Below are 26,776 nucleotides of genomic sequence, written 5' to 3' on the forward strand. Positions count from 1 at the left end.
TTGCACGCGGGGTGCGGTGGCGGGGTAGGTGGGGTGGCGGGCGAGGGGTTGCCAGCCGGTGAGGAGGCGGGCGGGGCCGGCGGGGATGTTGAGGTCGCCGAGGAGGATGCGGGGGGCGGGTAGGGCGCGTAGGGCGCGTACGACGTGGCGGAGTTGGTAGGCGTTCCAGCCGGGGACGAAGGACAGGTGGGTGGCGGCGGCGGTGAGGGGGCCGTGGGGGGTGTCGAGGACGGCGGCGAGGACGACGCGGGGTTCGTCGCGTAGGAGGATGAGGCCGCCGCCGGGGCCGGGGGCGTAGAGGGGTGAGCGGACGGGTGCGGGTTTGAGGCGGGTGACGTGCCAGCTGCGGACCCGGTGGCGGCTGATCAGGCCGATGCCGTAGCAGGGTTCGCCGTGGCCGTCGTCGTCGTGGCGTAGGGGGCGGAAGTGTTCGCCGGGGGTGCCGACGACGGCGGCGGCGAAGCGGTGTTCGGGGGCGTCGAGGGCGTGGGCGGCGATGGTGGTGAGGTCGTGGTGGCCGCTGCGGGACTGGTCGCGGTCGACTTCCTGCAGGGCGAGGATGTCGGCGTCGAGGGCGTGGACGGCGGCGGTGAGCCGGTCGGGGTCGACGAGTCCGTCGGTCAGGGAGCGGCCGTGGAGCAGGTTGAAGGTGGCCAGGCGCACGTGTGCACCCTACGTGGCGTGGGAGAGTTGCTGGATGATCAAGTTGCTGTGTTGTTCGGTGCTGGTGTTCGTGGCGGTGGGTGTGGTGGGGGTGTGGTTGCGGCGGCGGCGTGGGCGGTGAGGTGGGCCACTCGGGTGGGTGGGTGGCCGGGTGGGGTGGGGAGAATGGCCGGCCGTGGATCCTGTCTCGTTGACGACTCTGCTGACTGCGGCTGCCCTGGCGGGGTGGGTTGATGCGGTGGTGGGTGGGGGTGGGTTGTTGTTGTTGCCGGCGTTGTTGGTGGCGGCGCCGGGGGTGCCGGTGGCGACGGCGTTGGGGACGAACAAGTTGGCGGCGATCGCGGGTACGTCGACGGCGGCGGTGACGTTCGCGCGGCGCACGCGGGTGGACTGGGGGGTGGCGGGTCCGGCGGGGGTGTTGGCGGTGGGTTGTGCGGGGGTGGGGGCGGTGTTGGCGGGTTCGGTGCCGGCGGGGGCGTACCGGCCGGTGGTGTTGGGGGTGTTGGTGGTGGTGGCGTTGTTCGTGGTGTTGCGGCCGCGGTTGGGGACGGTGGCGGTGCCGGCGCGGCGGACGCGGTGGCGGGTGGTGGCTGCGGTGGTGGTGGCGGGGGTGGGTGTGGCCCTGTATGACGGGTTGATCGGGCCGGGTACGGGGACGTTTCTGGTGGTGGCGTTCACGGCGTTGGTGGGGGCGGATTTTCTGCACGGGTCGGCGATGGCGAAGGTGGTGAACGCGGGGACGAATCTGGGGGCGTTGGTGGTGTTCGCGGCGACCGGGCACGTGTGGTGGTGGTTGGGGTTGGCGATGGCGGTGTGCAACGTGGCGGGGGCGGCGGTGGGGGCGCGGATGGCGTTGCGTCGGGGTGCGGGGTTCGTGCGGGTGGTGTTGCTGGTGGTGGTGTTGGCGTTGGTGGCGAAGTTGGGGTACGACCAGTGGCTGGCCGGCTGAGCGCGTGGTGGCGCTCGGCCGGCCAGCCGGGGTCGGTGCGGGGTGTCGGGTCAGGCGTGCCGGACGACGGTGTCGTAGTCGAGGCGGGGCAGCCGGGGGTGCCAGGCGTCGGGGCCGGGGTGGCCGATGTTGACCAGGAGCAGGGACTTCCAGGCGGTGTCGGTGAAGAATTCGTTGTCGACGCCGGTGGCGTCGAATCCGCCCATGGGTCCGGCGGCGAGGCCGGCGGCGCGGACGGCGAGCAGGAAGTAGCCGACCTGGAGGCCGGCGTTGAAGCGGGCCATGCCGTCGCGGGTGGCGGGGTCGGCGGCGAAGTGCTCGCGCATGCCGGGGCGGATGGGGAAGACGGTGTCGAGGTGCTCGTGGAAGTCGGTGTCGGCGGCGAGGACGGCGACGACGGGCGCGGTGGCGGTCTTGGCGCGGTTGCCTTCGGCGACGTGGGTGAGGAGGCGGTCGCGGCCGCCGCCGGGGCGGACGAACAGGACGCGCAGGGGTTGGACGTTCATGGCGGTGGGTGGGTACTTGACGAGGTCGAAGATGGCGCGGAGTTGTTCGTCGCTGACGGGGGTGTCGGTGAAGGTGTTGGCGGTGCGGGCTTCGGTGAACAGCTGGGCCTGGGCCTGCGGGTCGAGGGTGATCAGGTGGCCGGGCAGTACGTCGGTCATGGTGTCCTCCGGTCGGATCGACGATTGCTGCGACCACAGTAGCAGCTAGTTTTTTCGAAGTGGCTAGGGTGAGTTGCGGACCACGTATGCTGGGACGATGACGACGTGCTCCCCGACCGACGGCGGGCCCCGCGCCTGCCCCGGGGGGCTGTCCCGGGCGTTCGCGTTCCTCGGCAAGCGGTGGAACGGCATGATCCTCGGCACCCTCGCCCAGGGGCCGGCCGGCTTCGCCGAGCTGACGCGGGCGCTGCCCGGCATCAGCGAGTCGGTGCTGTCGGACCGGCTCGGTGAGCTGGCCCGGGTGGACCTGGTCAGCCGCACGGTGCGCGAGGGTCCCCCGCTGGGCGTCAGCTACCAGCTGACCGGGCGGGGCGCGGCCCTGCTGCCGGCGCTGGACGAGCTGGCCCGGTGGGCCGACGAGAACCTTCCCACGGGTCGTTGCTGACCGGTGCCGGTCCGCGCCGAACACGACCGTGCCGTGCTGGCCGCGCTGCTGCGCCGCGATCCGGTGCTGCACGCCTACCAACTGGGCGACCTGGACGACTTCTTCTGGCCGTACACGTCGTGGTTCCGGCGCGGTGACCAGGTGGTGCTGCTCTACCACGGGGCGGCCGAGCCGGTGCTGCTGGCGTTCGCCGCGCAGCGCGACGGCGCGGCCATGGCGGCGCTGCTCGACGAGGTGGCCCCGGTGCTGCCGGCCCGCCTGTACGCGCACCTGTCCCCCGGCCTGGAGCGGGTCCTCGCGGGCCGGTACGTCCTCACCCCGGCCGGGGCGCACCTGCGGATGGCGTTGACCGACCCGGGGCGGCTCGCCGGTACCACCGCCGCGGGTGAGGTGCTCGACGCCGCGGACCTGCCGGCGTTGCGGGACCTGTACGCGGTGGCGTACCCGGGGAACTGGTTCGACGCGCGGATGCTCGACACCGGCCACTACGTGGGGATACGCCAGGGTGACACCCTGCTGGCGGTGGCCGGGGTGCACGTGTGGTCGCCGACGTACCGGGTGGCGGCGGTGGGGAACGTGACCACCCGTCCGCAGGCGCGCAGGCGAGGTCTGGGCGCCGCGGTGGTGGCCGCGTTGTGTGCCCGGCTGGCCGAAAGCGTCGACCACGTGACGTTGAACGTGCACGCCGACAACACGGGCGCGGTGCGCCTCTACGAACGGTTGGGGTTCACCCGGGTCGCCGGGTTCGGTGAGTACACGTTGACCGTCGGGGCGGGGTCAGCCGCGTCGGCGGGGTGAGTCGAACCGGCCGGCGCGGATCTCCCGCAGGGCCTTGCGGCGGACGTCACCGCGCAGGGTGTCGACGTAGAGCCGGCCGGCGAGGTGATCGGTCTCGTGTTGCAGGGCGCGGGCGAGGAAGCCGCTGCCGGAGATGGTCAGCGGGTCACCGTGCCGGTCGACGCCGTGCACGGTGGCGTGCAGGGCACGGCGGGTCGGGAAGTACAGGCCGGGGATGGACAGGCAGCCCTCGTCGTCGTCCTGGACGTCGTCGGACAGTTCGATGGTGGGGTTGATCAGGTGTCCCCGGTGGCCGTCGGCGTCGTAGACGAACACCTGGGCGTCGACGCCGATCTGGGGGGCGGCGACACCGGCCCGGCCGGGTTCGCCGGTGAGGGTGTCCATCAGGTCGTCGACGAGCTGCTGCAGGGCGGCGTCGAAGCGGGTCACCGGGGTGCAGGCGGTGCGCAGGACGGGATCACCGATGATCCGGATCGGGCGTACGGTCATGTCGGGAAGGCTAGCGGGGGGTCACCGGTGGCGGTGACCCGGCGCACCGGTCGGCGATCAGGGCGGCGATGCCGTCCAGGACGCGGGCCAGGCCGAACTCGAAGGCGCGGGTCGGGTCGGTGGCGGCCTGGTACTCCTGCCCGGCGGCGGCGCCGACCCGGGCGGCGGTGGGGAACCGCGCCGGGTCCATGACCTTCTCCAGGTAGGGGGCGTGGGCGTGCCACCACTGTTGATCGGTGAGGCCGGTGCGGCCGGTGGCCTGCGCGGCCTCCACCGCGCCGCGTACCGCGCCGTGAACGTAGGAGTCGACGAGGGTGACCACCGCGTCCATCTCCAGGTCGGTCAGGCCGGTGCCCTCGACGGCGCGTAGTTCGTAGTCGTAGCGGGCGGTGACCTGGGGGCCCAGCGGGGGGCGGGTGGTGGCGACCTGCAGCAGCCACGGGTGGCGCAGGTACAGCGCCCACTTGTCGCGGGCGATGCGGTCCAGGCGGCCGCGCCAGCCGCCGGGGACGTCGGTGGGGCGGGGGGTTTCGCCGTGCACGGTGTCGAGCATGACGTCGAGCAGTTCCCCCTTGCCGGGCACGTGCGTGTAGAGGGACATGGTGCCCACGCCGAGGCGTTCGGCGACCCGGCGCATGGACAACGCGGCGAGACCCTCGGCGTCGGCGACGTCGATGGCGGCCCGGACGATCTGGTCGACGCCGAGGTCGCCGCTGCGGCTGACCCGTTCGCGGGTGCGCCACAGCAGGGCGAGGCTGCGGGCGGGGTCACCGGTGCCGCTGTACTCGACGTGCATGCCCGTCACCCTAACGGCCCGGGTGTGCTCAGCCGGCGGCGAGCAGGGCCCGTAGCGGGGCGGCCTTGGCGGCGGCCTCGGCGACCTCGGCGGCGGGGTCGCTGTCCCAGGTGATGCCGCCGCCGGCCCACAGGTGCAGCCGGTCGTGGTCGGCGGCGGCGGTGCGGATGGTCAGGCCCAGGTCGAGGTGGCCGGGGCCGATCCAGCCGAACGCGCCCATGCCGGCGCCCCGGCCGACGGGTTCCACGGCGGCGATCAGCGTCAGCGCGGCGTGTTTCGGCGCGCCGGTGACCGAGCCGCCGGGGCAGGTGGCGCGCAGCAGGTCGGTCAGGCCGGTTCCGTCGGCGAGGGCCGCCGACACGGTCGACTCGGCCTGCCACAGGTCACACCAGCGGCGGACGGTGAACAGGTCGTCGACGGTCACCGAGCCGGTGCGGGCGATGCGGGCGAGGTCGTTGCGTTCCAGGTCGACGATCATGATGTGTTCGGCGCGTTCCTTGGCGGAGGCGAGCAGGTCGCGGCGGCCGGCGGGGGTGGCGGGGCGGGTGCCCTTGATGGGGCGGGTGACGACCCGGCCGGCGTGCACGGCGACGAGGGTTTCCGGTGAGGCGCAGCCGATGCTCCAGCCGTCGCCGTGCAGGGTGCCGCCGTAGCGGGCGCCGGGCAGTCCGGCGAGGCGGGCCAGGGCGGGGCGGGGGTCACCGGTGTAGGTGGCGGCGGCGTGGCCGACCACGTTGACCTGGTAGACGTCGCCGCGGCCGATGGCGGCGCGGACGGCACGCACGGCGTCGGCGTGCTGGGTGCCGGTCCAGCTGTCGCGCCACGGTCCGAGCCGTAGCCGCTCGGGCGCCGGTGCGGTGGGGGGCGGGCGGCGGGGGCCGTGGTCGTAGACGACGACGGCGACGTCGGGCAGGGCGGGCACGGGGCTCGCGGGGCCGGTGGGTGCGTCGGCCATCCGGGCGCCGGCGGCGGCGGAGACGAACAGGGCGGCGCCGCAGGGGCCGTCGGTGCGGTGGGTCGCCGGGCGGGTCAGGTCGTCGACGGGCAGGCCGTGGGCGGTGAGGAAAGCGGTGATCTGCGCGGCCGGGTCACCACCGTCGGTGATCCGCCATTCGTAGCGGTCCCGTTCGACGAGCACGCTGCGACACCGGGCCGGCACTGCGGGTACGTCGACCGGGGCCGTTGGGAGCGTTTCCACGCCGGGTGGCTGATTCTTCCTCATCCGTTCAGCGGATTTCCGGGCAACATGGCGGAAGCCTGCTCGATCCGGCGCGCCGTCCCTTGGTACTGTGCGTCACTGGTCATGTGAACCATGACACAGTGCCCCCACAGTCCGGAGAACCCGATGTGCCAGCACCAGATCCCCTGTCCCTCCGCCGAAGCGACCGACCGGGACGCCGCCCGAGTCATCGCCTGCTTCCCTGAGCAGGGCTGGAGCCTGCTCTGCAACGGTGTCATCGTCTTCGAGGACACCGGTGAACTCCTCCCTGACGGCAGCACCATCGCCCCGCACCGCGGGCCGGCCCGGCACGCCCTCGTCGCCTGACCTGATCACGATGCGTCGGCGACGCCGACCCGTCGCACCAGGCTAGCCCCCACACCGGGGGCCGCCCTCCCCGGTCGCCGCACCGGGGCGGCACACGACCGCCGCCCCGGCACCGCGCCTCAGTCCTGGAACGCCTCCGGCGCAGGACACGAACACATCAGGTTCCGGTCGCCGTACGCGCCGTCGACACGCCGCACCGGCGGCCAGTACTTCCCCACCCGGTCCACCCCAGCCGGGTACGCGCCCACCGACCGCGGATACGGGTGCGGCCACTCGTCCCCGGACACCATCGCCGCGGTGTGCGGGGCGTTGCTCAGCGGATTGTCCCCCGCCGGCCACCCGCCCGACGCCACCTCGTCGATCTCCGCCCGGATGGCGATCATCGCGGCGCAGAACCGGTCCAGCTCGGCCAGGTCCTCACTCTCGGTCGGCTCCACCATCAGCGTCCCCGCCACCGGGAACGACATCGTCGGCGCGTGGAACCCGTAGTCGATCAGCCGCTTCGCGACGTCGTCGACACTCACCCCGGTCGCCTTCGACAGCGGACGCAGATCCAGGATGCACTCGTGCGCCACCAGGCCCTTGTTGCCCGCGTACAGCACCGGGAAGTGGTCGCGCAGCCGCACCGCCACGTAGTTCGCGGCCAGCACCGCCACCCCCGTCGCCCGGGCCAGGCCCGCCGCGCCCATCATCCGCAGGTACGCCCACGGGATCGGCAGGATGCCCGCCGACCCGTACCGGGCCGCCGAGATCGCCGGCGCACCCTGCACCCGGGCACCCGACGGGTCGCCGGGCAGGTACGCCGCCAGGTGCTCCCGCACCGCCACCGGACCCACCCCCGGCCCGCCCCCACCGTGCGGAATGCAGAACGTCTTGTGCAGGTTCAGGTGCGACACGTCCGCACCGAACCGGCCCGGCTTGGCGAACCCGACCAGCGCGTTGAGGTTCGCCCCGTCCACGTACACCTGGCCGCCGGCGTCGTGGACCTTCGCGCACAGCGACGCGATGCCCGTCTCGTACACCCCGTGCGTCGACGGGTACGTCACCATGATCGCCGCGAGGACGTCCCGATGCTTGTCGATCTTCGCGTCGAGGTCGACCAGGTCGACGTTGCCGTCGGCGTCACACCCGACCACCACCACCCGCATCCCGGCCATCACCGCCGACGCGGCGTTCGTGCCGTGCGCCGACGACGGGATCAGACACACGTCCCGGTGACCGTCACCCCGGTCCCGGTGGTAAGCGCGGATCGCCAACAACCCGGCCAACTCCCCCTGCGACCCGGCGTTGGGCTGCACACTGACCGCGTCGTACCCGGTGACCTCCGCCAGCCACCCCTCCAACTGCCCGACCAGCTCCCGGTAACCGGCGGTCTGCTCATCCGGGGCGAACGGGTGCAGGTGCGCGAACTCCGGCCACGTCACCGGCTCCATCTCGGTGGTCGCGTTCAGCTTCATCGTGCACGACCCCAACGGGATCATGCCCCGGTCCAGGGCGTAGTCGAAGTCCGCCAGCCGACGCAGGTACCGCAGCATCGCCGTCTCCGAATGGTGGCTGCGGAACACCGGATGGGTGAGGAAGTCGGTGTCCCGCGCCAACCCGGCCGGCAACGCCTCCGCCACGTCACCGACGACCGGGTCCACCCCGAACGCCTCCCACACCACCGCCAGGTGCTCCCCGGTGGTCGTCTCGTCACACGACACCCCCACCCGGTCGGCGTCGACCAGCCGCAGGTTCACCCCCCGCCCCCGCGCCGCCGCCACCACCTGCCCCGCGCGACCCGGCACCACCGCCGTCACCGTGTCGAAGAACACCCCGTCGACGACCTCGACGCCACCGGCGCGCAGCCCCGCCGCCAACCGCAGCGCCATCGACCGGGTACGGTCGGCGATCCGCCGCAGCCCGTCCGGCCCGTGGTACACGGCGTACATGCCGGCCATCACCGCCAGCAGCACCTGCGCGGTGCAGATGTTGCTGGTCGCCTTCTCCCGCCGGATGTGCTGCTCCCGCGTCTGCAACGCCAACCGGTACGCCGGCTCACCGGCCGCGTCCCGGGACACCCCGACCAGCCGACCCGGCAGCATCCGCTCCAACCCGGCCCGCACCGCCAGATAACCGGCGTGCGGCCCCCCGAAGCCCATCGGCACCCCGAACCGTTGCGTGGTGCCCGCCGCGATGTCCACCCCGATGCGCCCCGGCGCCCGCAGCAGCGTCAACGCCAACAGGTCCGCCGCCACCGTCACCAACGCGCCCACCGCGTGCGCCGCCGCAACCAGCGGCGCATGGTCCCGCACCGCACCGGACGCCCCCGGATACTGCAGGTGCAGCCCGAAGAACTCCGCCGGCAACTCCTCGACGGCCAGGTCCACCACCCGCACCTCGATACCCAACGGCTCGGCCCGCCCACACAGCACCGCGACGGTCTGCGGCAACGCGTCCGCGTCGACCACGTACACGGCGCTGCGGCTCTTCGACGCCCGCCGCGCCAACGTCATCGCCTCCGCCGCCGCGGTCGCCTCGTCGAGCATCGACGCGTTCGCCGTCGCCAGGCCGGTCAGGTCCGTCACCATCGTCTGGAAGTTCAGCAGCGCCTCCAACCGGCCCTGACTGATCTCCGGCTGGTACGGCGTGTACGCCGTGTACCAGGCCGGGTTCTCCAGCACGTTGCGGCGGATCACCGCCGGGGTGTGGGTGCCGTGGTAGCCCAGACCGATCATCGACACCGCCACCGTGTTACGGGACGCCAACGCCCGCAGCTCGGCGATCGCCTCCCGCTCGGTGGCCGGCGCCGGCAGATCCAACGCCCCGTGCCAGCGGATCACCTCGGGAATCGCCGCGTCCATCAGCTCGTCGATCGACCCGTACCCGACGGCCTCCAACATGCGGCGCTCGTCGTCCGGACCCGGACCGATGTGCCGGTCGGCGAACTGCTCTACGGTCATGCGTGACGCTCCTGACTCAGGCGGCGAGGTCGACGGATCGGCCTCCCCCTGAGTCACGCCGCAGGGCGCTCCACAGTGCCTGCCCGTCGCGGTCCTTCTGCCTGAGAGGTTCCGGGGAGAATCTGCCCCTTCGGCGCCGCCCGGATACTGCTGGGCGATCTCTCCCGCGCGGGTGGTGTCGGCATGGTCAACGCTACCAGCGCCCCCGTTACCGGCGGATGTCGTACCCCCGCCTGCGCGGAGGTCAGCCGGCCGGCACCAGACCCGGCCCGGGGGGCACGACCGCCGCCACCCGGTCGGTGAGCGCCGGCAGGAACCACCCCAGCGGGGCGTCCACCCGCAGCGCCGCATACCCGTCACCGCGGGTGGGACCCTGGTTGGCGATCACCACCGGAATGCCCGACTTCGCCGCCCGCAGCACGAACCGCCGCCCCGACAACACCGTCAACGACGACCCCAGCACCAGCACCGACCGCGCCGCGTCGACCATCGCGAAACACCGCGCCACCCGCGCCGCGGGCACCGACTCCCCGAAGAACACCACGTCCGGTTTCAGCATCCCCGCGCCACAACAGCCGCAGTCGACCATCCGGAACCCGGCCACCCGGGCGTCGTCGAGATCAACGTCACCGTCGGGGTTCACCACCGCCACCGTCGCGTCGAACCCCGGATTCGCCGCCACCAGCCGCCGGTGCAGCTCCGCCCGGGACGTTCGGTCACCGCAGTGCAGGCACACCACCGTGTCCAGGCGGCCGTGCAACTCCACCACCTGCCCGCTGCCCGCCGCCGTGTGCAGACCGTCGACGTTCTGCGTGATCACCCCGTCGACCAGGCCGGCGGCCTGCAACCGGGCCACCGCCCGGTGCCCGTCGTTCGGCGTCGCCCCCACGATCGTGCGCCACCCCAGGTGGCTACGCGCCCAGTAGCGTCGCCGCGCCGCCGCATCCCCGACGAACGCCTGGTACGTCATCGGCGTGTGCCGGCGGGCCGCACCCGTCGGCCCCCGGTAGTCGGGGATACCCGACTCGGTGGACAGGCCCGCCCCACTCACCACCACGACCCCACCGGCCGCCACCAGGGCGGCCACCGCGTCGATCGTCTCCGTCACCCGTCCCATGCTGCCTCAGCGACCCCACCGGCGGCGACCCGCACGGGCGCGTGTGGTGGCCGGCGGGGTCAGCCGCCCAGCACCGCCCGCAGCTGCGCGCTCGCCCCACCGGCCGCCGCCGCGTCCGCCCGCAGCTGCTCCGACTGCGCCGCAAGATACGACTGCCACCGGTTCAGCTGCTGCTGCGCCGCCGCGACCGCCGCCAACGCCGCCGCGTGCCGCTCCTCCAACGCCTGCAACTTCCCCGCCAACTCCGGCGACGGCACGGCAGCCGGCGCAGCCGCCGAACCCGCCTCACCGGCCCGCCGGTGCGCATCGGCGATGATCTCCTCCGCCTGCCGCCGCGCATCGGCGATGATCTCCGCGCCCTCCGCGCTGGCCTCACCGATCGTCCGGTTCGCCTCGTCCTGCGCCCGCATCGCCAACTCGACGGTCATCGGATCCGGCCCCTGCGGCGCGGTGCTCGGCAACGTCCCGTGCCGCAGCATCTCCACCTGACTCAGCAGCCCCTGGTTCTCCCGCCGCTGCCGCTCCAACTCCGCCGTCAACAACCCGATCCGGTCGTCGGCCGCCCGCACCACCGCCGCGACCTCGTCGGCGGACAACCAGTGGCTGCCCCGGAACCGCCGCTCCTCCAACACCGACAACTGGCGGGCGATCTCACCCTGCTCGGCCAAAACCCGGTCGGAGTGGTCGACGCTCATCGGGCACCTGTCCCACTGAAGTCGCGCGGGCCCACGGCACCGGCCTCGGCGAGCGGCGGATAGAGAGAATGATCATAGCTCTCGGTCAGGATCTGCTCCGGCGCCACACCCGCACGCACCAGCATCGCCACCGTCTCCCGGGTCATCTCCGGACTCCCACACACCAGGATCTCCGTGTCCGCCCACGGCCCCAACCGCACCGCCGTGTCACCCGCCCGACCGATCGCCCCCTGCCAACCCCACCCCGTCTCCACCGTCGGCACATACCGCAACCAGCCCGTGCCCGTGTGCTGCCACCCCGCCGCCGGGGGCATCGCCGCCAACCGCGACAACGCCGCCTCGTCGTACAGGTCATCCGGGGTACGACCCCCCACCACCAGCGTCGTACGCCGCCCCGCGCCCTGCTGCACCGCCTCCACCACCGCCCGCAACGGCGCCAACCCCGTCCCACCGGCGATCAGCAACAACGGCAGGTGCGGCGACCGGTCGTACGACGACAACGCCGACCCCGTCGGATGCCCCAACAACAACCGCTCCCCCGCCCGCAACCGGCGCACCAGATACGTGGAGAACCGGCCCGCCGCCCGCACGTGGAACTCGATCGTCCCGTCCGCCCGCGGCGCGTTCGCCGGCGACAGGTACCGCCACGTCCGCAACTGCGGCACCTGCACCGGCAACGACTGCCCCGGCCGGTAGTTGCACAGATAGTTCGGACGCACCGTGAACACCATGATGTCGGCGCGGCGACGCTCCGCCGTCACCACCTCCGCCTCCCAGTGCGGCGGCGACGACCGCTCCGCCTCCGCCGCCCCGTCGAGCATCATCTTCGCCACCAGCTCGTACGCCGCCGCCCACTGCGCCCGCAACGCCGGCGTGAAGTACGGGCCGAGGAAACGCTCCAACGTGGCCAGCAACGCCTGACCCACCCAGATGTAGTGCCGCTCACCCAACACCACCGGGTTACCCCGCTGGTCGTGGCCGTGGAACCGCCGGTGATCCGCACCCAACCGCTGCGCGAACGCCGTCAACGCCTCCGGATCGTCCAAACTGGTGATGATGTGCCCCAACGCGGCCAGGAGCTTGTCCTCCTGGTACTGCATGTTCGTCGGGAACATCGACCGCGCCTCGGGCGACACCACGAACAACGTGGCGTAGAAATACTTCGCCGCCTCCGGCCCGGCGGCGGAGAACTGGCTCCAACTCTGGCGCAACGCCGCGTTGTCCATCGTCAGTCCTCCTGCGCGCGAGCCACGTCGTGACGCTCACGCAACGTCATCGCCACCACACCATCCGGGTCGTAAACGCGGTCAGTCTGCCAGAGATTCGGATTCGGAACCCGGGTGTCGTAGTAACGGTGATGCACCGCATGCAACGCCGCCCACCCCACACTCCCGTTCAACCACGACCAGTCACCGTGCACCGGCCGACCCGCCCGCTCCTCCTGCGCACAGAACTTCATGAACAACTCCGACTCGGTGTGCGGATCGGACACCCGCACCCCCGCCACCCGGAACGAGTGCAGCACCGCCTGGTTCAACACCAACGCCGCATGCTCCCGCCACAGGGTGTCCTCCCGCGACGTGTCCAACCCCAACCCCGCCGCCACCACCGGCAACTGGTCGTACCGCTCCCGGTCGCCCATGTTCCGGGTCCCGATCTCGTCACCCAGATAGTGACCGTTGAACGGCGCGCAACTGTAGTCGACCCCGCCGATACGCAGACGCATGTTACTGATCACCGGTAGCGCATGCCAACGCAGCATCAGATCCGCGAACCACGGATGATCCGGGTGGGTCAACGCCACCTCCCGCACCAACTCCCGCGGCACCTCCCACACCGACGGCGACTCCTGCGCCGTCTCGATCACCCACGGCAACAGATCGAACCGACCCGGCACCGGCGGCGGACGCCACCCCAACCGGCGGGCCGCCCGCACCATCGGAACCTGCGCCGGATCACCCAACACTCCACCATCGGCGCGCACATGACCGCAGTACCGCACCAACTGGTCGTTCCAGATCCGCGCCCGCGGACCCACCCCCGGCCGGTCCGGCGCGAACACCGTGATCACCGACTGGATCCGACCCCCGTTGTCCCCCGCCGCCAGATGCGCCGCCAACTCCTGCGCGATCCCCGCCGCCGTCGTCACGTGCCGACGGTCCCGCACCCGCAGCCCCGCCCACCGCACCCGACCCACACACCGCGCCGACTGCCGCCACGCCACCTTCGCCCCGTACTCCAACTCCTCCCGGGTGTGCCGGTACGAGCCGGTCACCGCGACCTCGTCCCGCACCTCCACCAGCCGCGCCGCCAACCCCGGCAGCTGCCGCTCGGCGTGCAACGCCTCCAGGAACTCCGTCGCCTCGGCCAGCACGTCCCCATCGGAGCCGACCGGCTCGGCAGACGACGCGGCGGTGACCGGGCAACGCAACTCGGCGGCATGATCGGCGACAGCACCGCCGGCCCGCGCGGAACCCAGGCCGACATAGTGATCGATGTGCACTTCGGTTCGTTTCCCGTCCTCGGCGGGACCACGGATGCGACCCCCGCACCATGCTCCACGCATCAGCTCGACGCCACCACCAACCGTCACTCACCGTGACCCGATCGGTGTCTCTGGTGATCGCCCTGGACAGGATTCCTGGCCGGACCACACCTGTCAACAACAGCGCTCCACCCCGGAACGTCCCTTATGGACGATAACGACGGCCCGACCGACCACCAGCGGTCACCCGCCACACCGACCCGACACCCGGCACCACCCGGACACGACGACGCCGCGACCGGAACCCGGCCGCGGCGTCCACAACGCCCCGATCAACCCGCCCGACGCCGCGCCCGCCGCGCCGCCAACTCGTCCCCCACCACCTCCGACGACACACCCTCCCGCTCCGCCGGAACCACCTCACCACCACCCGGCACCGCCGGCTCCGCCGGCAGATGCGACAACGAACCCTGGATCTCCTTGAACGCCCCACCGATCGCGATCCCGAACACCCCCTGACCACCCTGCAACAGATCCACCACCTCCTCCGGGGACCGACACTCGTACACCGTCGTCCCGTCCGAGATCAGCGTGATCCCCGCCAGGTCCTCCACCCCCCGCGACCGCAACGCCTCGATCGCCTTACGGATGTTCTGCAACGACACCCCGGCGTCCAGCAGCCGCTTCACGACCTTCAACACCACCAGATCGCGGAACGAGTACAACCGCGACGTCCCCGAACCCGACGCGTCCCGCACACTCGGCACCACCAGCGTCGTCCGCGCCCAGTAGTCCAACTGGCGGTAACTGATCCCCGCCGCATGACAGGCCGTCACACCCCGGTAACCGACCGCACCGTCACCGTCCACCGGCACCGACGGTGCCACCGACTCGCCCCGCTCAACACCTGGCTCAGGCTCCCGCGGCTCGTGCATCCCGACAACCTCCCCGTCAGTGCGGTAACACGCCGGTGCGACCGACGCACACCCCTCGACACGGCAACCCTAACGCCGCACCAAGCGGTTACCACGGAGAAACCGCCGCGACACGCCGCGCGACGACACACCACAACACCGGCATCGCCACCGCGACACCCACGACGAAGCCACGATCAGCCCGCGAAATCCTCCGGACGCACCTGCTCCAGGAACTCCCGGAACTTCTCCACCTCATCCTCCTGCTCGTCGGGAATCACGATCCCCGCCTCACTGAGGACCTGCTCCGCACAACGAATAGGCGCACCCACCCGCAACGCCAACGCGATCGAATCACTCGGCCGGGCCGACACCCGCACCCCGTCACCCAGCAACAGATCAGCGTAGAAAACGTTCTCCTTCAACTCGGTGATCTCCACCGCCCGCAACGGCGCCTGCAACGCCGCCAGCACGTCCCGCAACAAATCATGCGTCAACGGCCGGGCCGGTTTGACCCCCTGCTGCTCATAGGCGATGGCCGTGGCCTCGACCGCACCGATCCAGATCGGCAGATAGCGGTCGCCCTCGACCTCCCTGAGCAGGACGATCGGTTGGTTGCTGGGCAGCTCCACCCGAACCCCGACCACGCTCAGCTCGCGCACCGCCGCCTCCGTGTCGTTGTCGCCTACACCCGCACCGCGCCCCGTCCCTGCACGGTACACGGACCACGACACGGCAGTCCCCACCGCACCAGCCCCGCACCGCGCCGGAAAAGGGGTTACCCCGGCAAGCCTACGGCACGCTTCCCGGGGCAGAACCTTCCGCACACACCAGCCGAACCCCTCACCGACCCAACGTCGACCGCAACCCCACCCGCACCAACGCCGCATGCAACTGCTGCGACAACGCCACCAACTCCCGCGCCGTCTCCGCCGCCCGCGCCCGCGCCGCCGGATCAGACTGCCGCGCCAACGGCGCCACCAACTGCGCGAACAAACCCACCTCACGATCCGCCGACGACCGGTAACCCCGCAGATGACGAGGCTCCAACCCGTACGCCGCCAAACCCGCCACCGCCCGCGCGATGATCAACGCATCCGCGTCATACCACCCCGGCGGATCCGGCACCAACACCCCGAGCCGCTCCAACTCACCCAACGTCGACTCGGCGATCCCACTACGCGCCACCAGATCGGCCCGCCCGAGCCGCACCTGCGACTCAGGCTCCTCCGCCGACCGGCCCGGCACCTCACCACCAGGGCCCACCGCCACCAACGTCGGCCGCTGCCGACCCGGCGCCTCCTCACCACCATCCCACTGCGCCAACTGCTCACGAATCACCCGCAACGGCAGATACTGATCACGCTGCGCAGTCAACACGAACCGCAACCGGGCCACATCATCCCAGCTGTACTTCCGGTACCCCGCCGCCGTCCGCTGCGGCTCCACCAGACCCTCGGCCTCAAGGAACCGCAACTTCGAAATCGTGACGTCCGGAAACTCCACCCGCAGCTGACCCAACACCTCACCGATACTCATCAGCGGGTGCGACCGGGCCGCCCCGGACGGCATGGAGGCCGCAGGCTCGTTCACCCCCGGCCGGCCTCCTCCTCCGGGCGAGGACCGGCGATGAACACCACCCGGAACTTACCGATCTGCACCTCGTCACCATTGCTCAACGTGGCCGCCTCCACCCGCTCCCGGTTCACGTAGGTGCCGTTCAGACTCCCCACATCCCGCACCGTGAACGTCCCGGAATCCCGATGGAACTCCGCATGCCGCCGCGACACCGTCACATCGTCCAGGAAGATGTCACTGTCCGGATGCCGGCCACTCGTCGTCACATCATGGTCCAACAGGAACCGGGCACCCGCATTCGGGCCCCGACGAACCACCAGCAGCGCCATACCCGGCGGCAACGAGCCGGACATCCGACTCGGCACCACATCGGTGTCCGGACCCTCCAGCACTTCGTCCAACGAACCGAGATTGAGCGTCGAAGTGACGTCGAGCGGGGGGAACTCGTCGCCTGGGCGCGTCATGGGACCACCTCACGGATCAGTTTCGGTCAGCACAGGATAACGGCGGGTACGGCCCCCGGGAAGATCACCCGACGGCTGGCTCCCCCTGCCCACGAAAGGCAATCACCCAACACTGCACCAATTTGGGGTTCTCGGTCGACTGGGCGAGCCTAGCCAGCGCCGAAATGCAGGGCAACCGGACGCGCGGCAGAAACACCCGCGCCCGGCACGACACCACTCAGCTCTCGGTGAGCTCACGATACGCGGCAGCGGTCAACAACCCGTCCACCGCCGCCGGATCCGCCGGCACGATCTCCACCAACCAACCCGCACCGTACGGATCAGAATTGATCACCTCAGGAGTGTCGGCCAACGCCTCGTTGCGCGCCGCCACCGTCCCACTCACCGGCGCGTAGATCTCCGACACGCTCTTGGTCGACTCGATCTCGCCCAACGACTCACCGGCCTCCACCACCGCACCGGAGTCCGGCAACTGGACGAACACGATGTCACCCAGCGCATCCTGCGCGAACTGGGTGATACCCACCCGAACGTTACCGCCCTCGGCACCCACCACCCACTCGTGCTCGGCGGTGTAACGCAGATCCTCAGGAATCACCAGCGCGTCCCTCATCCATCGGTGCGCCGGGACCACCCGGCGCGGCCGCGCCGGTCAGGAGACCGGACGGGCGTGTTCCAGCTTCAACGGCGCGTGCAGCGCCGAAACCTCGGCAACCTCACGATCCTCGACGCTCACGTTACCGCCGTCACCGCGAACCGATGCGGCCACCCCGCCCGGAATGTTCAACGCGGTACGCATCGTCTCCGGATCACCGATCACCGTGATCGTGTACGGACCCGTCAACGGCCGCCCGTCCACCACCAACACGTCCCCCGCCCCGTCCAGGAAGTACGTCGAGGCGATGATCCGCGCCGACGCCCGATCCCCACCCGAGATCTGCATCGCCTCCGCACCCGCACCCCGCAACTCCTGCACCGCGTCCAACACCCGGTCCGCCCGGATCGGCTTACCACCCGGCTCGAACCGCACCGCCAACCCCGGCCCCCGCGCCGGCAACGTACCCGCCAGGATCCCCAACTCGTCGGCCCGCTTCGTCGCCTCCTCCAACGCCGCCTGCCGACCCTGCTCACCCGAACGCAACTGCCGCTGACTGTCCTCCAGGCCCTCGATGTCCTGCTGCAGACGCTTCTCCCGGGAATCCAGATCCGAGAAGATCCGCACCAGGTCCTCCTGCCGGGTCGCCGCCAACGTCGGATCCGTCGAGGTCGTCTTCAACTGCACCACCAACGTGAACCCCAACAACGCCAGCAACGCCGCGATCATCACCGCCGCCGACGACACCCTCCGCCCCGCCGGACCCGCCGAGGGCCCGACCTCAGCCGACGCCACCTCCGCCAGGTTCACCGTCGCCCCGTCGTCGTCACCCGACTCCGACGGCTGCTCCCGCGACGGCTCCCCCGGCACCAACGGACTCAACTCGTCCGCATCCGGCGCGTCCGGCCGCGGATCCGGCTCACCCGCCGGCCCCGGCGGACGCACCGGCTCCACCGGCTGCGGCCACCCCGTACCCGTCTCCCGATGCTCGTCGCTCACGACACCAACCTACGCCCGGAACAGGTGCCGACGGATCGCCGCCACATTCCCGAAGATCCGCACCCCCAACACGACCACCACACCCGTGGACAACTGCCCACCCACCCCCAACTGGTCACCCAGATACACGATCAGACCCGCCACCAGCACGTTCGAAATGAACGACACCACGAACTGCTTGTCATCGAAAATCCGATCAAGCTTCGCCCGCACCCCACCGAACACGGCGTCCAGCGCGGCCACCACCGCGATCGGCAGGTACGGCTGCAACGCCGCCGGCACCGTCGGATCGAGATAGATCCCCAGCACCACACCGGCGAGCAACGCCAGCACCGCGATCATCGGACACCTCCGGAGGGGCGGGAAGACGAACCCGGACCGGACGACCCGGCACCGGACGAACCGACAGCACCCGAACCCGCCGGCGACGGACTCGGACTGACCGACGGCTGCGCGTAGCGTAGCCGTGGCTCCGGCGCGGCCGGCAACGTGAGGTCCTCCGCCCGGCGCACCTCGAAAGACAACCCGGTGTCCCGGGCCACCCGACGCATCAGATACGCCGACCGACTGTCGTCGAACCGGTCCCGCAACGACCGCGGCCCGATCGCCGACACCTCGTACGGGCTGGTGACCGGACGGAAGTCCACCAGGATCGCCGCCCCCGCCGAACGGATCGTCGACGTCGCCGTCAACCGCTGCCCGTTGATGGCGATCGCCTCCGCACCCGAGGCCCACAGATCGTTGGCGACCTTCTGCAGATCCGAATAGATCACCCGCGACGGACCCGCCCCCGAGTCACCGTTGACCGCGCCGTCGTCCTGCACCGCGGCGTCGGCCAACTTCACCACCACCCCGTCACCACGCACCCGGCCGAGCCCCGTACCCGCCTCCAGGTTGCGCAACCGGGCCGCCTGCGAACCACTCAACGCCGCGTCCCGCTGCCGACCGACCTCCTCACGCAACCGCGCCGCCCGCGCCGTCATCGCGTCGGTCTCCGCCTCCCGCTGCTTGATCTGCGCGATCAACGCGGCCCGCGCCTGACTGCGGCTCGGCTCGTCGGCCATCGTCTCCCGGTACGCCACCGCGAACAGGAACCCCACCGCCGCGACCACCACGACCGCCACCGCCCGCGCGGACGCGCCCCGCCACCCGGAACCCGACGCCGGGTCCCGCCGCCGCCGGGCCGCCGCGTCGGCGTAACCCGGGTCCAACGGGTTCTGGAACAGCTCGGTGAGGAAGTCCGGGGTGAACAACCGCGCCGGACGCTTCGACCCGTCCCCCGGCGCGCTCACGCGGCGACCCCCCGCCGGGCCGCGCGCACCAGCCGGGCCGCCTGCACCACGTACATCGCGCCGGCCACCCAGTACAGCACCAGACCCCACCAGGCCAGCCCCCAGCCGATGGCCGCGGCGGTCGTCGCCGCCACCGACGTGGTCGCCGCCGCCACCAACAGGACCGGGAACGCGGCCAACAGCAGGAAGGTGGCGGTCTTGCCGACGTAGTGCACCGGCGGCGGCCCGTACCCGTGCCGGCGCAGCACCGCCAACGAACCGAGCAGCAGCGCCTCCCGGGCCAGCAGCGCCGCCGTGAACTGCCACGGCACCACCTCCCGGGCGGTGAAGGCGAGCAGCGTGGCGAGGATGTAGAGCCGGTCGGCCAACGGGTCGAGCAGCTCGCCCAGGCGGCTGACCTGCCCGAGCCGGCGGGCGATCCAGCCGTCCACCCAGTCGGAGGTGCCGCCGATGGCGAGCACCACGATCGCCGCCACGTCCGCCTCCACGACCAGGAACAGCCAGAGGAACAGGGGTACGCCGAGCAGCCGGACGAAGCTGATCAGGTTCGGCAACGTCAGCACCCGGTCGACGGCGCTGTCGTCACCGCCCGGTCCGCGCGGATGCTCTGCCCGAGCCCGACGTGACACCGAACCTCCCCCCGCAGCACGGTCCGGGTGCCCACGCGGGCACCACGGTCAGCCGTGCGCTTACCGGACCGGCGCTCGCCGGTGTCTCGGTGATCCCGGGCCGGGACCTCCCCCTGGTGTGGTCCGGGGCGCTCGGCACCCCGGACCGGCAGCCACTATATCGGGCGCGGGCGGCTGCCCCGGTGGGGCGCGCTTTGCCCGGGGCGGTTCGGTGCTGTGTGTGGTGTGTCACCACCGCTAAGGCATCCTAGGACACTAGTGGACGGCTGGGGAACTGCTCACGCGGTGCGGGCGGGAGTGTCGGGCTGCGCGGTGGGCGTGCCCGCGGCCGCCGCGTGGCCGAACGCCAACAGCGCCAGCAGCAGCTCGTGCTGGGCGCGCGGTGGCATCCGGTCCAGCACCGCCTGCACCGCCCGGTGCCGGCGCTCCCGCAGCTCGGTCAGCAGGCTCACCGCCGCGGCGGTGAGCACCAACCGCACCTCCCGCCGGTCCCGGGGGTCCGGGGTGCGGCGCAGCAACCCGGTCGCCTCCAGCCGGTCACAGAGCCGGCTGGCCGACGAGGGCACCACGTCGAGCAGCTCGGCCAGCCCGTTGACGTTCGTCTCCGGCCGGTCCCGGATCAGCGCCAGCACCCGTAGCTGGGTCGGCGGGACCGCCACCTGGTGACGGGAGGTGGCCGAATCGAGCACGCCGACGAGCGCCTCGGCTGCGGCATCGATCGCCGCAGCAAGATCCGGAGGTCGCTCCACCCGCTGTCCCCTGCGATTGTCCGCTGTCGAAAGTCGCTGCCGGCCGATCACCGTTCGCGCCGCCCGCCCGGCCCGCACCAGTCCAGGCACACGACAACGGCGTCGTCACGTAGATCAGTGTCGGCATGATAAGCGAACAGCTCGCGCATCACCGTACCAACCGCCTCCGTCGCCGGTTGCAGCCGAGTCGACCGCATCGACCGGGCCATCGCCCGCTCACCGTAGGCCTCCTGACCCCCCGGCTGCGCGTCGTACACGCCGTCGCTGACCACGAAGAGCCGGTCACCGGGCAGTACGTCGAACTCCTGCACCGTGTAGCGGGTCTCGGCGAACATGCCCAACGGCAGCTGCTGCTCCAGGGCGATCCGCTCGACAGTGGTCCCCCGCACCCGCAGCACCCGCGGCGACCCGGCGTCCACCGCCCGCGCCCGGCCGGTGGCGGTGTCCACCGACAACAGCAGCGTCGCCACGTGCCGCTGCCCCCGGTGCTGGTAGAACAGCGTGTCCGAGGCCAACTCGGCCTGCTCCACCAGCCCGCCGCCCGAGCGGCGCGCGTTGCGGATGGCGTTGACGGTGAGCGCGGTGAGCATCGCCGCCGCAAGGCCCGTGCCGGCACCGTTGAGGACGGTGAGGGTGAGCCGCCCCGGGTCGACCGACCAGTCGAAGTGGTCACCGCCCACCGAGTACGCCGGTTCGAGCTGCCCGGCCAGCAGGAACGCCTCGTGCGTGACGCTGCGCCCCGGCAGCAGGTCCCACTGCATCTCCGCGGCCATGCTCAGTCGCTCCCGACGCCGCGTGCGCCGGTACCGGTCGGTCTCCCGGTCGGCCGCCCGCAACGTGGTCGCCAGGTCGACGCCCAGGTCGACGATCAGCTCCACCGTCGGATCGTCCGGGCTGACGGCCAGCTCGACCAGGAACACCCCCAGCCGCTCACCCCGGGTGGTCAGCGGCACCCAGACCCGGCAGCATCCGCCGTCGGACGGCTCACGCACCGGTTGCTGGCTTGAGAAACAGCGTTGCGCGGCGCTCTGGCCGGTGAGCGAGCCGGCGGACACCTCCGGGTCGAGCACCGACCACAACCCGCTGATCCGGTAGTCGGCCAGGAACGCGTCGACCCGCACCGCGGCCAACTCCGACCGCAGCGCCCGATCGACGGCCTCCACCACCTGGTCGGGCAGGGCCTCACGTAGCGCACGCGACATCGCTGCGAGCGCGTCCGGCATGGTTGTCCTCCGAGATTCTTGCTACAGAGCAAGCATCATACGGAGCGGCCGGTCCACCCCCACCCGGGGCACCGGGCGGCACGGGGGAACCGGTGGCGGTATCGGCCCGCCGGCCCCGGCCAGCCGCGATACTGACCCCGGCAGGAGGTGCGCACGGTGGACCCGACAGACGGCGCGGCGATCGTGGTGGGCGTGGACGGCTCCGAGCCGGCGCTGCGCGCCGTCCGGCTGGCCGCCACCGAGGCGGCCCGCCTGCGCCGGCCGCTGCGGGTGGTGCACGGCTTCATCTGGCCGCTGCTGCACACCCCGGTCGACCCGGTCGCCGCCGACCCACCCGGCGGCGGGCTGCGCCGCACCGCCCAGGACCTGGTCGAGGCGGCGGTGGCGCAGGCCCGCACGGTCAGCCCCGGCATCCGGGTCACCGGGGAGATCATCGACGGCGAGGCGTCGGCGGTGCTGCTCGGCACCTCCCCCGCCGCGGCGATGATCGTGCTCGGCGACCGGGGCCTCGGTGGGTTCGGCGCCCTGGTGGTCGGCTCGGTGGCGATCCAGGTCAGCACCCACGCCGACTGCCCGGTGCTGGTCGCCCGGGGCACCCCGACCGACGACGGCCCGGTGGTGGTCGGGGTCGACGGGTCGACGGCCTCCCGCGCCGCGGTGGACTTCGCCGCCGCGCAGGCCGCCGCGCGTGGCGTCCGGCTGCGGGCCGTGCGCGCCTACACCCATCCGGCCTCCACCGGCCCCGGTGACTTCCAACCCCTGGTGTACGACGAGGCCCGGCTGCGCGACGAGGAGGACGACGTGCTCGCCGCAGGCCTCGCCGGGCTCGCCGAACGCCACCCCGACCTGCCGGTCGACCGGGAGCCCGTACACGCCCGCCCGGTCGCCGCCCTCACCGAGGCGTCCCGCCGGGCCCAACTGGTGGTGGTCGGCGGCCGGGGCCACGGCGAGCTGGCCGGGCTGCTGCTCGGCTCGGTCGGCCACGGGGTGCTGCACCGCAGCGCCTGCCCGGTGGCGGTGGTACGGGAGCCGGCGACCGACCGGTAGGCCGCCCTCCGGCACGCGGTGGGGGGCGGTTGGCCGGGCCGGGGACGGGTAGTCGGCGCGGGTACCGCAGGCGGACCACCGAGGAGGCGACATGCCAGGACCACGGCCGGGAAGCAACGCGTACGACAAGGAACGGGCGCGGCTGCGCGACCTGATCGAACAGTCGGGACGCGCGTCGGACAAGGAGGCCAACCAGGTGGCCAACCGGATCCTCCAGGAGGACCGGGGCCAGCGCGGCATGGTCCGGGGTGAACGGGCCTACGGCCCCAAGGGCGAACGCGGACCCGGCGACCCGAAGTGAGACACACGGCGGCCGGGCCGACGCCCCTGCGGGGAGCGTCGACCCGGCCGCCCTGTATGCGTCGCCCGGCCGGTGGGGATCACCGGCCGGGCGACGGCGCGGTCAGCGGCGGTCGCTGTCGTCGTCGGCGGTCGACGCGCCCGGACCGTACGGGGACGCCTGGCCACGGGGCGTCGGGCGGCCCCGGTCCCCCGCCGAGCTGCCCCGGTTGGCCGGGTGACCTGTCGCGCCGGGCCCCTTGCTGTCCTGCACGGTCGGGTTCTTCCCGTTGCGGCGCATCTCGGGCTGCTGCACGTTCGTCACGGGTGTCTCCTTCCGGGTGGACGGGCACGGCTGCTCCGCGCCCGTCGTCGGGTTACCCGCCGGCACGGTGCGCATGCGGACCGCCGGGCCCGAGCAGGGCTGAGCGGCGCCACGACGGGTAGTACCGGGTGATGGGAGACGACCGACGGGTGGCCCGGACGCTGCTGGCCCGCCAGGGCAGCACCTACGCCGAGGACGCCGGCATCACGCTGGCCGACCGGCCCGGTCCGCTCTACCAACTGCTGGTGCTGACCACGTTGCTGAGCACCCGGATCCGGGCCCAGGTGGCGGTGGCCGCCGCCCGCGAACTGTTCGCCGCCGGCTGGCGTACCGCGCAGGCGATGGAGGCGTCGGGCTGGCAGGACCGGGTCGACGCGCTGGGACGCGGCCACTACCGCCGCTACGACGAACGGACCGCGACCATGTTGGGCACCGGTGCCCGGCTGTGCCTGGACCGCTGGCACGGTGACCTGCGGCGGATGCACCGGGAGACCGGGGGTGAACCGGCGGCGCTGCGGCGACGGCTGACCGAGTTCCCCGGGATCGGCCCGACCGGGGCGGACATCTTCCTGCGGGAGGCGCAGACGGTCTGGCCGGACGTCCGCCCGTACGCCGACCGGCGCACCCTGGCCGGGGCGAAACGCCTCGGCCTCCCGGCCGATCCGCACGGGCTGGCCGGGCTGGTCGCCGCGCCGGACTTCGGCCGGCTCGCGTCGGCGCTGGTGCGGGTGGCCCTCGGTGAGGAGTCGGCGGGCGAGGTGACCCGCACCGCCGCCCGCTAGAGGAGCGGTCGGTCAGTCGACCGGCTTGTTGCCCGTCGGCTTGGTCAGGTACCACACCAGCAGGGCGGCCAGCAGGGCCAACAGCACCACACCGCCGGAGACCCCGCCACCGTCCTCGGTGGAACGGTGCCCGGTCACCCCGAAGTAGAACACCGCGAGGCCGGCGAGTACCGCCAGAAACGTCCGTATTCCTCGGTCCTTCACGCCCCGCACCGTACGGGCGGACCCGGCGCGCAGGCCGACGTTCCGGGCGGATTCCCCCGTCCGGGCGACGCCCCCGGTCAGACGGTCTCCAGGTCGTCCAGGGAGATGGCGTGGGTCATCAACCAGCGGGCCAACGCCGCCATGCCGAACAACCACAGCGGGGCCGACTCGGTGGTGCCGTTGGTGGCGAAGACGGCGAACCGCAGGTCCGGCGCCCGGTACGCCTCGATCCGCCAGCGATGGTTCCGGTCCCGCCAGACCGCCGAAGGGTCCATGGCGTCACGGTAGGCGACCCCGGGGCGGGCCGAGGGCCGTTCGCCAGCACCGTGCCCCGCGAACACCTGCCGGTCAACCGGAGCCGACGACCATCCGGGCGTCGTCGGGCAGCCGCCGGGTCACCCCGCGCCGGTCCAGCAGCTCCAGCAGCGGCACCGCCACCCGACGGGTGGTGTCCAGGGCCTGCCGGGCGGCGCTGAGCGTGAACGGCTGCGGCAGCCGGGCGAGCACCCGTACCGCGTCGTCCGCGGCGTCGGGCAGCAGCACCACGTTCTCCGCCAGCCGCAGCAGCGCACCGGCCCGTACGGCGGCACCCACCTCCCGGGGGCCCAGGCCCAGCGCGGTGAGCCGGTCGGCCTCCGGCGCGCGGAACGGATGGGCGGCGTACTCGCCCCGGACCCGGTCGATCGCGCGGGCCACCGGCTCGGGCAGCCCGGGGACGCCGGTGCCGATCCGGCCGGCCCGCAGCGTCAACGGCGGCCGGACCAGCGCCTCCACCAGGGCCCGGTCGGGCAGGCCGAGGCGCTGCCGCACCGCCTCGGTCGGGGCGTCGGGCTCCAGCGGGTGCGCGGCCGCCCAGGCGGCCACCTCCTCGACCAGCCGCGCCCCCAGCCACCGCCAGTGCGCCGGGTCGGCCAGCCAGTCCCCGACGACCGGGGTCGCGTCGCCGGTGACGCCCATCCGGGTCAGCTCGGCGGCCCGCACGAGCCGCCGGCGGCGCAGCTCACCGGCCAGATCGGGACGCCCGTCCAGGTCGGCCAGGACGGCGGCGCGGGCCGCGGCGGCACCCCGGCGGGACAGCGGCGGCGGGGCCACGTCCAGCACCGTCACCCCACCGCAGACGTGGTGCCGACCGGGGTCACGCAGCAACGCCCGGTCCCCGGTCAGCAGCGGCAGCGGACGGGCCAGCCGCAGCCGTACGGTGTCGCCGCCCAACGGCCGGACCCGGACGGGAACGGCCGCCGACCCGACGTGCAGGGTCAGCGTCGCCGGCAGGTCACCTGCCGGATCCCCGGCCAGCCGCACGTCGACCAGGTCGGTCCGGTGGAACCGGTCGGGGGTGAGCAGCGCGTCGCCGCGTCCGAGCCGCTCCCGGGGCACCCCGCGCAGGTTGACCGCCACCCGGGCCACCGCGGCGACCCGAGACGCGGCCGTCCCGAGCCGGTGCAGGCCCCGCACCCGGACCGGTTCGCCGGTGGTGGCGAGCGTCAACTGGTCGCCGACGCGCAGTTCACCGCCGCCGAGGGTGCCGGTGACGACGGTGCCGCTGCCCCGGATGGTGAACGCCCGGTCGATCCACAGCCGCACCGGCCGGTCCGTGTCCGGCGCGGGCAGCCGGGCGACCAGCCGGTCCAGGGCGGCGCGCAGCTCCGGCAGGCCGACACCGGTGACCGCACTGACCGCCACCGACTCCACCGCGCCGAGCGACGTCGCCGCGAGCCGCGCGTGGGCCTGTGCCGTCGCCGGCCCCGGATCGGCCAGGTCCGCCCGGGTCACCACCAGCAGCCCGTGGGACACCCCGAGGGCGTGCAGGGCGGCCAGGTGTTCGGCCGACTGCGGCATCCATCCCTCGTCGGCGGCGACCACCACCAGGGCGGCCGGCACCGGCCCCACCCCGGCGAGCATGTTCGGCACGAACCGTTCGTGCCCCGGCACGTCGACGAAGGCGACCGGGTCGCCGCCGGGCAGGGTGGTCCAGGCGAAGCCGAGGTCGATGGTCATCCCCCGGCGGCGTTCCTCCGCCCACCGGTCCGGTTCCATCCCGGTCAACGCCCGGACCAGGGTGGACTTGCCGTGGTCGACGTGCCCGGCGGTGGCGACGACGTGCAT

Annotated in this window: 32 protein-coding genes and 1 riboswitch; of the genes, 7 read left to right on the forward strand and 25 right to left on the reverse strand. The window is 72.6% G+C overall.

Going from position 1 to position 26,776, the window contains the following annotated elements:
• The coding region (locus JQX11_RS30125) for an endonuclease/exonuclease/phosphatase family protein (RefSeq protein WP_204928315.1) at positions 1-663 on the reverse strand (663 nt) is incomplete at its 3' end.
• Between the two features lie 190 nt (positions 664-853).
• On the opposite strand from JQX11_RS30125, the gene JQX11_RS30130 reads away from it, so the two are divergent.
• Positions 854-1,612 carry a sulfite exporter TauE/SafE family protein gene (locus tag JQX11_RS30130; RefSeq protein WP_232378896.1) on the forward strand — a complete coding sequence of 253 codons (759 nt, stop codon included), beginning with the start codon at positions 854-856 and terminating at the stop codon, positions 1,610-1,612.
• Positions 1,613-1,662: 50 nt separating this feature from the next.
• Here the strand turns inward: JQX11_RS30130 and JQX11_RS30135 are convergent, their stop codons facing one another.
• A complete protein-coding gene (locus JQX11_RS30135) occupies positions 1,663-2,277 on the reverse strand; it encodes a malonic semialdehyde reductase (protein ID WP_204928317.1) in 615 nt (204 codons plus the stop codon).
• Positions 2,278-2,374: 97 nt separating this feature from the next.
• Between JQX11_RS30135 and JQX11_RS30140 the strand changes: the two genes are divergently transcribed.
• Entirely contained in the window at positions 2,375-2,722 is a 348-nt protein-coding gene (locus JQX11_RS30140) for a winged helix-turn-helix transcriptional regulator (RefSeq protein ID WP_204928318.1), read from the forward strand.
• A 3-nt stretch (positions 2,723-2,725) separates the two neighbouring features.
• Positions 2,726-3,520, forward strand: coding sequence for a GNAT family N-acetyltransferase (locus JQX11_RS30145; protein ID WP_204928319.1), 795 nt, complete (start codon positions 2,726-2,728; stop codon positions 3,518-3,520).
• Here JQX11_RS30145 and def read toward each other — a convergent pair.
• Genes def through JQX11_RS30160 form a run of 3 tightly spaced genes read right to left on the reverse strand, consistent with a single transcriptional unit; the run spans position 3,500 to position 6,027 of the window.
• Positions 3,500-4,009 carry a peptide deformylase gene (def, locus tag JQX11_RS30150; RefSeq protein ID WP_204928320.1) on the reverse strand — a complete coding sequence of 170 codons (510 nt, stop codon included), beginning with the start codon at positions 4,007-4,009 and terminating at the stop codon, positions 3,500-3,502. The genes JQX11_RS30145 and def overlap by 21 nt on opposite strands.
• Before the next feature lie 10 nt (positions 4,010-4,019).
• Positions 4,020-4,805: a TetR/AcrR family transcriptional regulator gene (locus tag JQX11_RS30155; RefSeq protein ID WP_204928321.1), complete on the reverse strand. Its 786-nt coding sequence runs from the start codon at positions 4,803-4,805 to the stop codon at positions 4,020-4,022.
• A 28-nt stretch (positions 4,806-4,833) separates the two neighbouring features.
• Positions 4,834-6,027 carry a chorismate-binding protein gene (locus JQX11_RS30160; RefSeq protein ID WP_204928322.1) on the reverse strand — a complete coding sequence of 398 codons (1,194 nt, stop codon included), beginning with the start codon at positions 6,025-6,027 and terminating at the stop codon, positions 4,834-4,836.
• Between the two features lie 123 nt (positions 6,028-6,150).
• Between JQX11_RS30160 and JQX11_RS30165 the strand changes: the two genes are divergently transcribed.
• Positions 6,151-6,351 carry a DUF5999 family protein gene (locus JQX11_RS30165; RefSeq protein WP_088647339.1) on the forward strand — a complete coding sequence of 67 codons (201 nt, stop codon included), beginning with the start codon at positions 6,151-6,153 and terminating at the stop codon, positions 6,349-6,351.
• 119 nt (positions 6,352-6,470) lie between these two features.
• Here JQX11_RS30165 and gcvP read toward each other — a convergent pair whose 3' ends face one another.
• The 16 genes from gcvP to JQX11_RS30245 all read right to left on the reverse strand — a co-directional run bounded on the left by gcvP (position 6,471) and on the right by JQX11_RS30245 (position 22,033).
• On the reverse strand, positions 6,471-9,293 hold the full coding sequence (gene gcvP / locus JQX11_RS30170) for an aminomethyl-transferring glycine dehydrogenase (protein ID WP_204928323.1): 2,823 nt from the start codon (positions 9,291-9,293) through the stop codon (positions 6,471-6,473).
• A gap of 79 nt (positions 9,294-9,372) precedes the next feature.
• A riboswitch (glycine riboswitch) is annotated at positions 9,373-9,470 on the reverse strand.
• A gap of 67 nt (positions 9,471-9,537) precedes the next feature.
• Positions 9,538-10,410 carry an NAD-dependent protein deacetylase gene (locus JQX11_RS30175; RefSeq protein WP_204928324.1) on the reverse strand — a complete coding sequence of 291 codons (873 nt, stop codon included), beginning with the start codon at positions 10,408-10,410 and terminating at the stop codon, positions 9,538-9,540.
• Between the two features lie 59 nt (positions 10,411-10,469).
• Entirely contained in the window at positions 10,470-11,105 is a 636-nt protein-coding gene (locus JQX11_RS30180) for an SPFH domain-containing protein (protein ID WP_204928325.1), read from the reverse strand.
• Entirely contained in the window at positions 11,102-12,331 is a 1,230-nt protein-coding gene (locus JQX11_RS30185; protein WP_204928326.1) for a globin domain-containing protein, read from the reverse strand. Before JQX11_RS30185 ends, JQX11_RS30180 begins: the two co-directional genes overlap by 4 nt.
• 2 nt (positions 12,332-12,333) lie before the next feature.
• Complete coding sequence (locus JQX11_RS30190; RefSeq protein ID WP_204928410.1) at positions 12,334-13,536, reverse strand: nitric oxide synthase oxygenase; 1,203 nt, start codon at positions 13,534-13,536, stop codon at positions 12,334-12,336.
• A 386-nt stretch (positions 13,537-13,922) separates the two neighbouring features.
• Positions 13,923-14,525, reverse strand: coding sequence for a MerR family transcriptional regulator (locus JQX11_RS30195; RefSeq protein WP_204928327.1), 603 nt, complete (start codon positions 14,523-14,525; stop codon positions 13,923-13,925).
• Between the two features lie 176 nt (positions 14,526-14,701).
• Positions 14,702-15,166: a bifunctional nuclease family protein gene (locus JQX11_RS30200; RefSeq protein WP_088647333.1), complete on the reverse strand. Its 465-nt coding sequence runs from the start codon at positions 15,164-15,166 to the stop codon at positions 14,702-14,704.
• A gap of 181 nt (positions 15,167-15,347) precedes the next feature.
• Complete coding sequence (gene ftsR, locus JQX11_RS30205) at positions 15,348-16,043, reverse strand: transcriptional regulator FtsR (protein ID WP_204928411.1); 696 nt, start codon at positions 16,041-16,043, stop codon at positions 15,348-15,350.
• Positions 16,044-16,093: 50 nt separating this feature from the next.
• Positions 16,094-16,546 carry an oxoglutarate dehydrogenase inhibitor Odhl gene (odhI, locus tag JQX11_RS30210; RefSeq protein WP_067311506.1) on the reverse strand — a complete coding sequence of 151 codons (453 nt, stop codon included), beginning with the start codon at positions 16,544-16,546 and terminating at the stop codon, positions 16,094-16,096.
• A gap of 217 nt (positions 16,547-16,763) precedes the next feature.
• Positions 16,764-17,144 carry a glycine cleavage system protein GcvH gene (gene gcvH / locus JQX11_RS30215; protein ID WP_204928412.1) on the reverse strand — a complete coding sequence of 127 codons (381 nt, stop codon included), beginning with the start codon at positions 17,142-17,144 and terminating at the stop codon, positions 16,764-16,766.
• 54 nt (positions 17,145-17,198) lie between these two features.
• Positions 17,199-18,140, reverse strand: a complete 942-nt coding sequence (locus tag JQX11_RS30220; RefSeq protein ID WP_204928328.1) for a DUF881 domain-containing protein — start codon at positions 18,138-18,140, stop codon at positions 17,199-17,201.
• A gap of 9 nt (positions 18,141-18,149) precedes the next feature.
• Positions 18,150-18,482: a small basic family protein gene (locus JQX11_RS30225; protein ID WP_067311500.1), complete on the reverse strand. Its 333-nt coding sequence runs from the start codon at positions 18,480-18,482 to the stop codon at positions 18,150-18,152.
• The gene (locus JQX11_RS30230) at positions 18,479-19,432 is read right to left on the reverse strand and encodes a DUF881 domain-containing protein (protein WP_204928329.1); all 954 of its coding nucleotides are present in this window, start codon (positions 19,430-19,432) and stop codon (positions 18,479-18,481) included. Before JQX11_RS30230 ends, JQX11_RS30225 begins: the two co-directional genes overlap by 4 nt.
• A complete protein-coding gene (gene clsA, locus JQX11_RS30235) occupies positions 19,429-19,995 on the reverse strand; it encodes a cardiolipin synthase ClsA (RefSeq protein ID WP_372444656.1) in 567 nt (188 codons plus the stop codon). The genes JQX11_RS30230 and clsA overlap by 4 nt, the downstream gene beginning before the upstream one ends.
• A 344-nt stretch (positions 19,996-20,339) precedes the next feature.
• Positions 20,340-20,810 carry a MarR family winged helix-turn-helix transcriptional regulator gene (locus JQX11_RS30240; protein ID WP_204928331.1) on the reverse strand — a complete coding sequence of 157 codons (471 nt, stop codon included), beginning with the start codon at positions 20,808-20,810 and terminating at the stop codon, positions 20,340-20,342.
• A gap of 47 nt (positions 20,811-20,857) precedes the next feature.
• The gene (locus JQX11_RS30245) at positions 20,858-22,033 is read right to left on the reverse strand and encodes a PP2C family protein-serine/threonine phosphatase (RefSeq protein WP_204928332.1); all 1,176 of its coding nucleotides are present in this window, start codon (positions 22,031-22,033) and stop codon (positions 20,858-20,860) included.
• Positions 22,034-22,189: 156 nt separating this feature from the next.
• Here JQX11_RS30245 and JQX11_RS30250 point away from each other — a divergent pair, with 156 nt between their 5' ends.
• Both JQX11_RS30250 and JQX11_RS30255 read left to right on the forward strand, forming a co-directional pair.
• Positions 22,190-23,080 carry a universal stress protein gene (locus tag JQX11_RS30250; protein ID WP_204928333.1) on the forward strand — a complete coding sequence of 297 codons (891 nt, stop codon included), beginning with the start codon at positions 22,190-22,192 and terminating at the stop codon, positions 23,078-23,080.
• Positions 23,081-23,171: 91 nt separating this feature from the next.
• Positions 23,172-23,381 (forward strand): phosphatidylethanolamine-binding protein, encoded by a 210-nt coding sequence (locus JQX11_RS30255; RefSeq protein ID WP_204928334.1) that lies wholly within the window; start codon positions 23,172-23,174, stop codon positions 23,379-23,381.
• 102 nt (positions 23,382-23,483) lie between these two features.
• Here the strand turns inward: JQX11_RS30255 and JQX11_RS30260 are convergent, their stop codons facing one another.
• Entirely contained in the window at positions 23,484-23,684 is a 201-nt protein-coding gene (locus JQX11_RS30260; RefSeq protein WP_204928335.1) for a hypothetical protein, read from the reverse strand.
• Between the two features lie 131 nt (positions 23,685-23,815).
• Here JQX11_RS30260 and JQX11_RS30265 point away from each other — a divergent pair, with 131 nt between their 5' ends.
• Positions 23,816-24,466, forward strand: coding sequence for a hypothetical protein (locus JQX11_RS30265; protein WP_204928336.1), 651 nt, complete (start codon positions 23,816-23,818; stop codon positions 24,464-24,466).
• Between the two features lie 12 nt (positions 24,467-24,478).
• Here JQX11_RS30265 and JQX11_RS30270 read toward each other — a convergent pair whose 3' ends face one another.
• From JQX11_RS30270 to selB, 3 genes are all read right to left on the reverse strand, one after another.
• Positions 24,479-24,670: a hypothetical protein gene (locus tag JQX11_RS30270; protein ID WP_204928416.1), complete on the reverse strand. Its 192-nt coding sequence runs from the start codon at positions 24,668-24,670 to the stop codon at positions 24,479-24,481.
• Between the two features lie 77 nt (positions 24,671-24,747).
• Positions 24,748-24,945 carry a hypothetical protein gene (locus JQX11_RS30275; RefSeq protein WP_204928337.1) on the reverse strand — a complete coding sequence of 66 codons (198 nt, stop codon included), beginning with the start codon at positions 24,943-24,945 and terminating at the stop codon, positions 24,748-24,750.
• A 73-nt stretch (positions 24,946-25,018) separates the two neighbouring features.
• Positions 25,019-26,776, reverse strand: a complete 1,758-nt coding sequence (gene selB, locus JQX11_RS30280) for a selenocysteine-specific translation elongation factor (protein WP_204928338.1) — start codon at positions 26,774-26,776, stop codon at positions 25,019-25,021.

It is taken from the genome of Micromonospora humida, from assembly GCF_016901255.1.
Taxonomy (GTDB): Bacteria; Actinomycetota; Actinomycetes; order Mycobacteriales; family Micromonosporaceae; genus Micromonospora; species Micromonospora wenchangensis.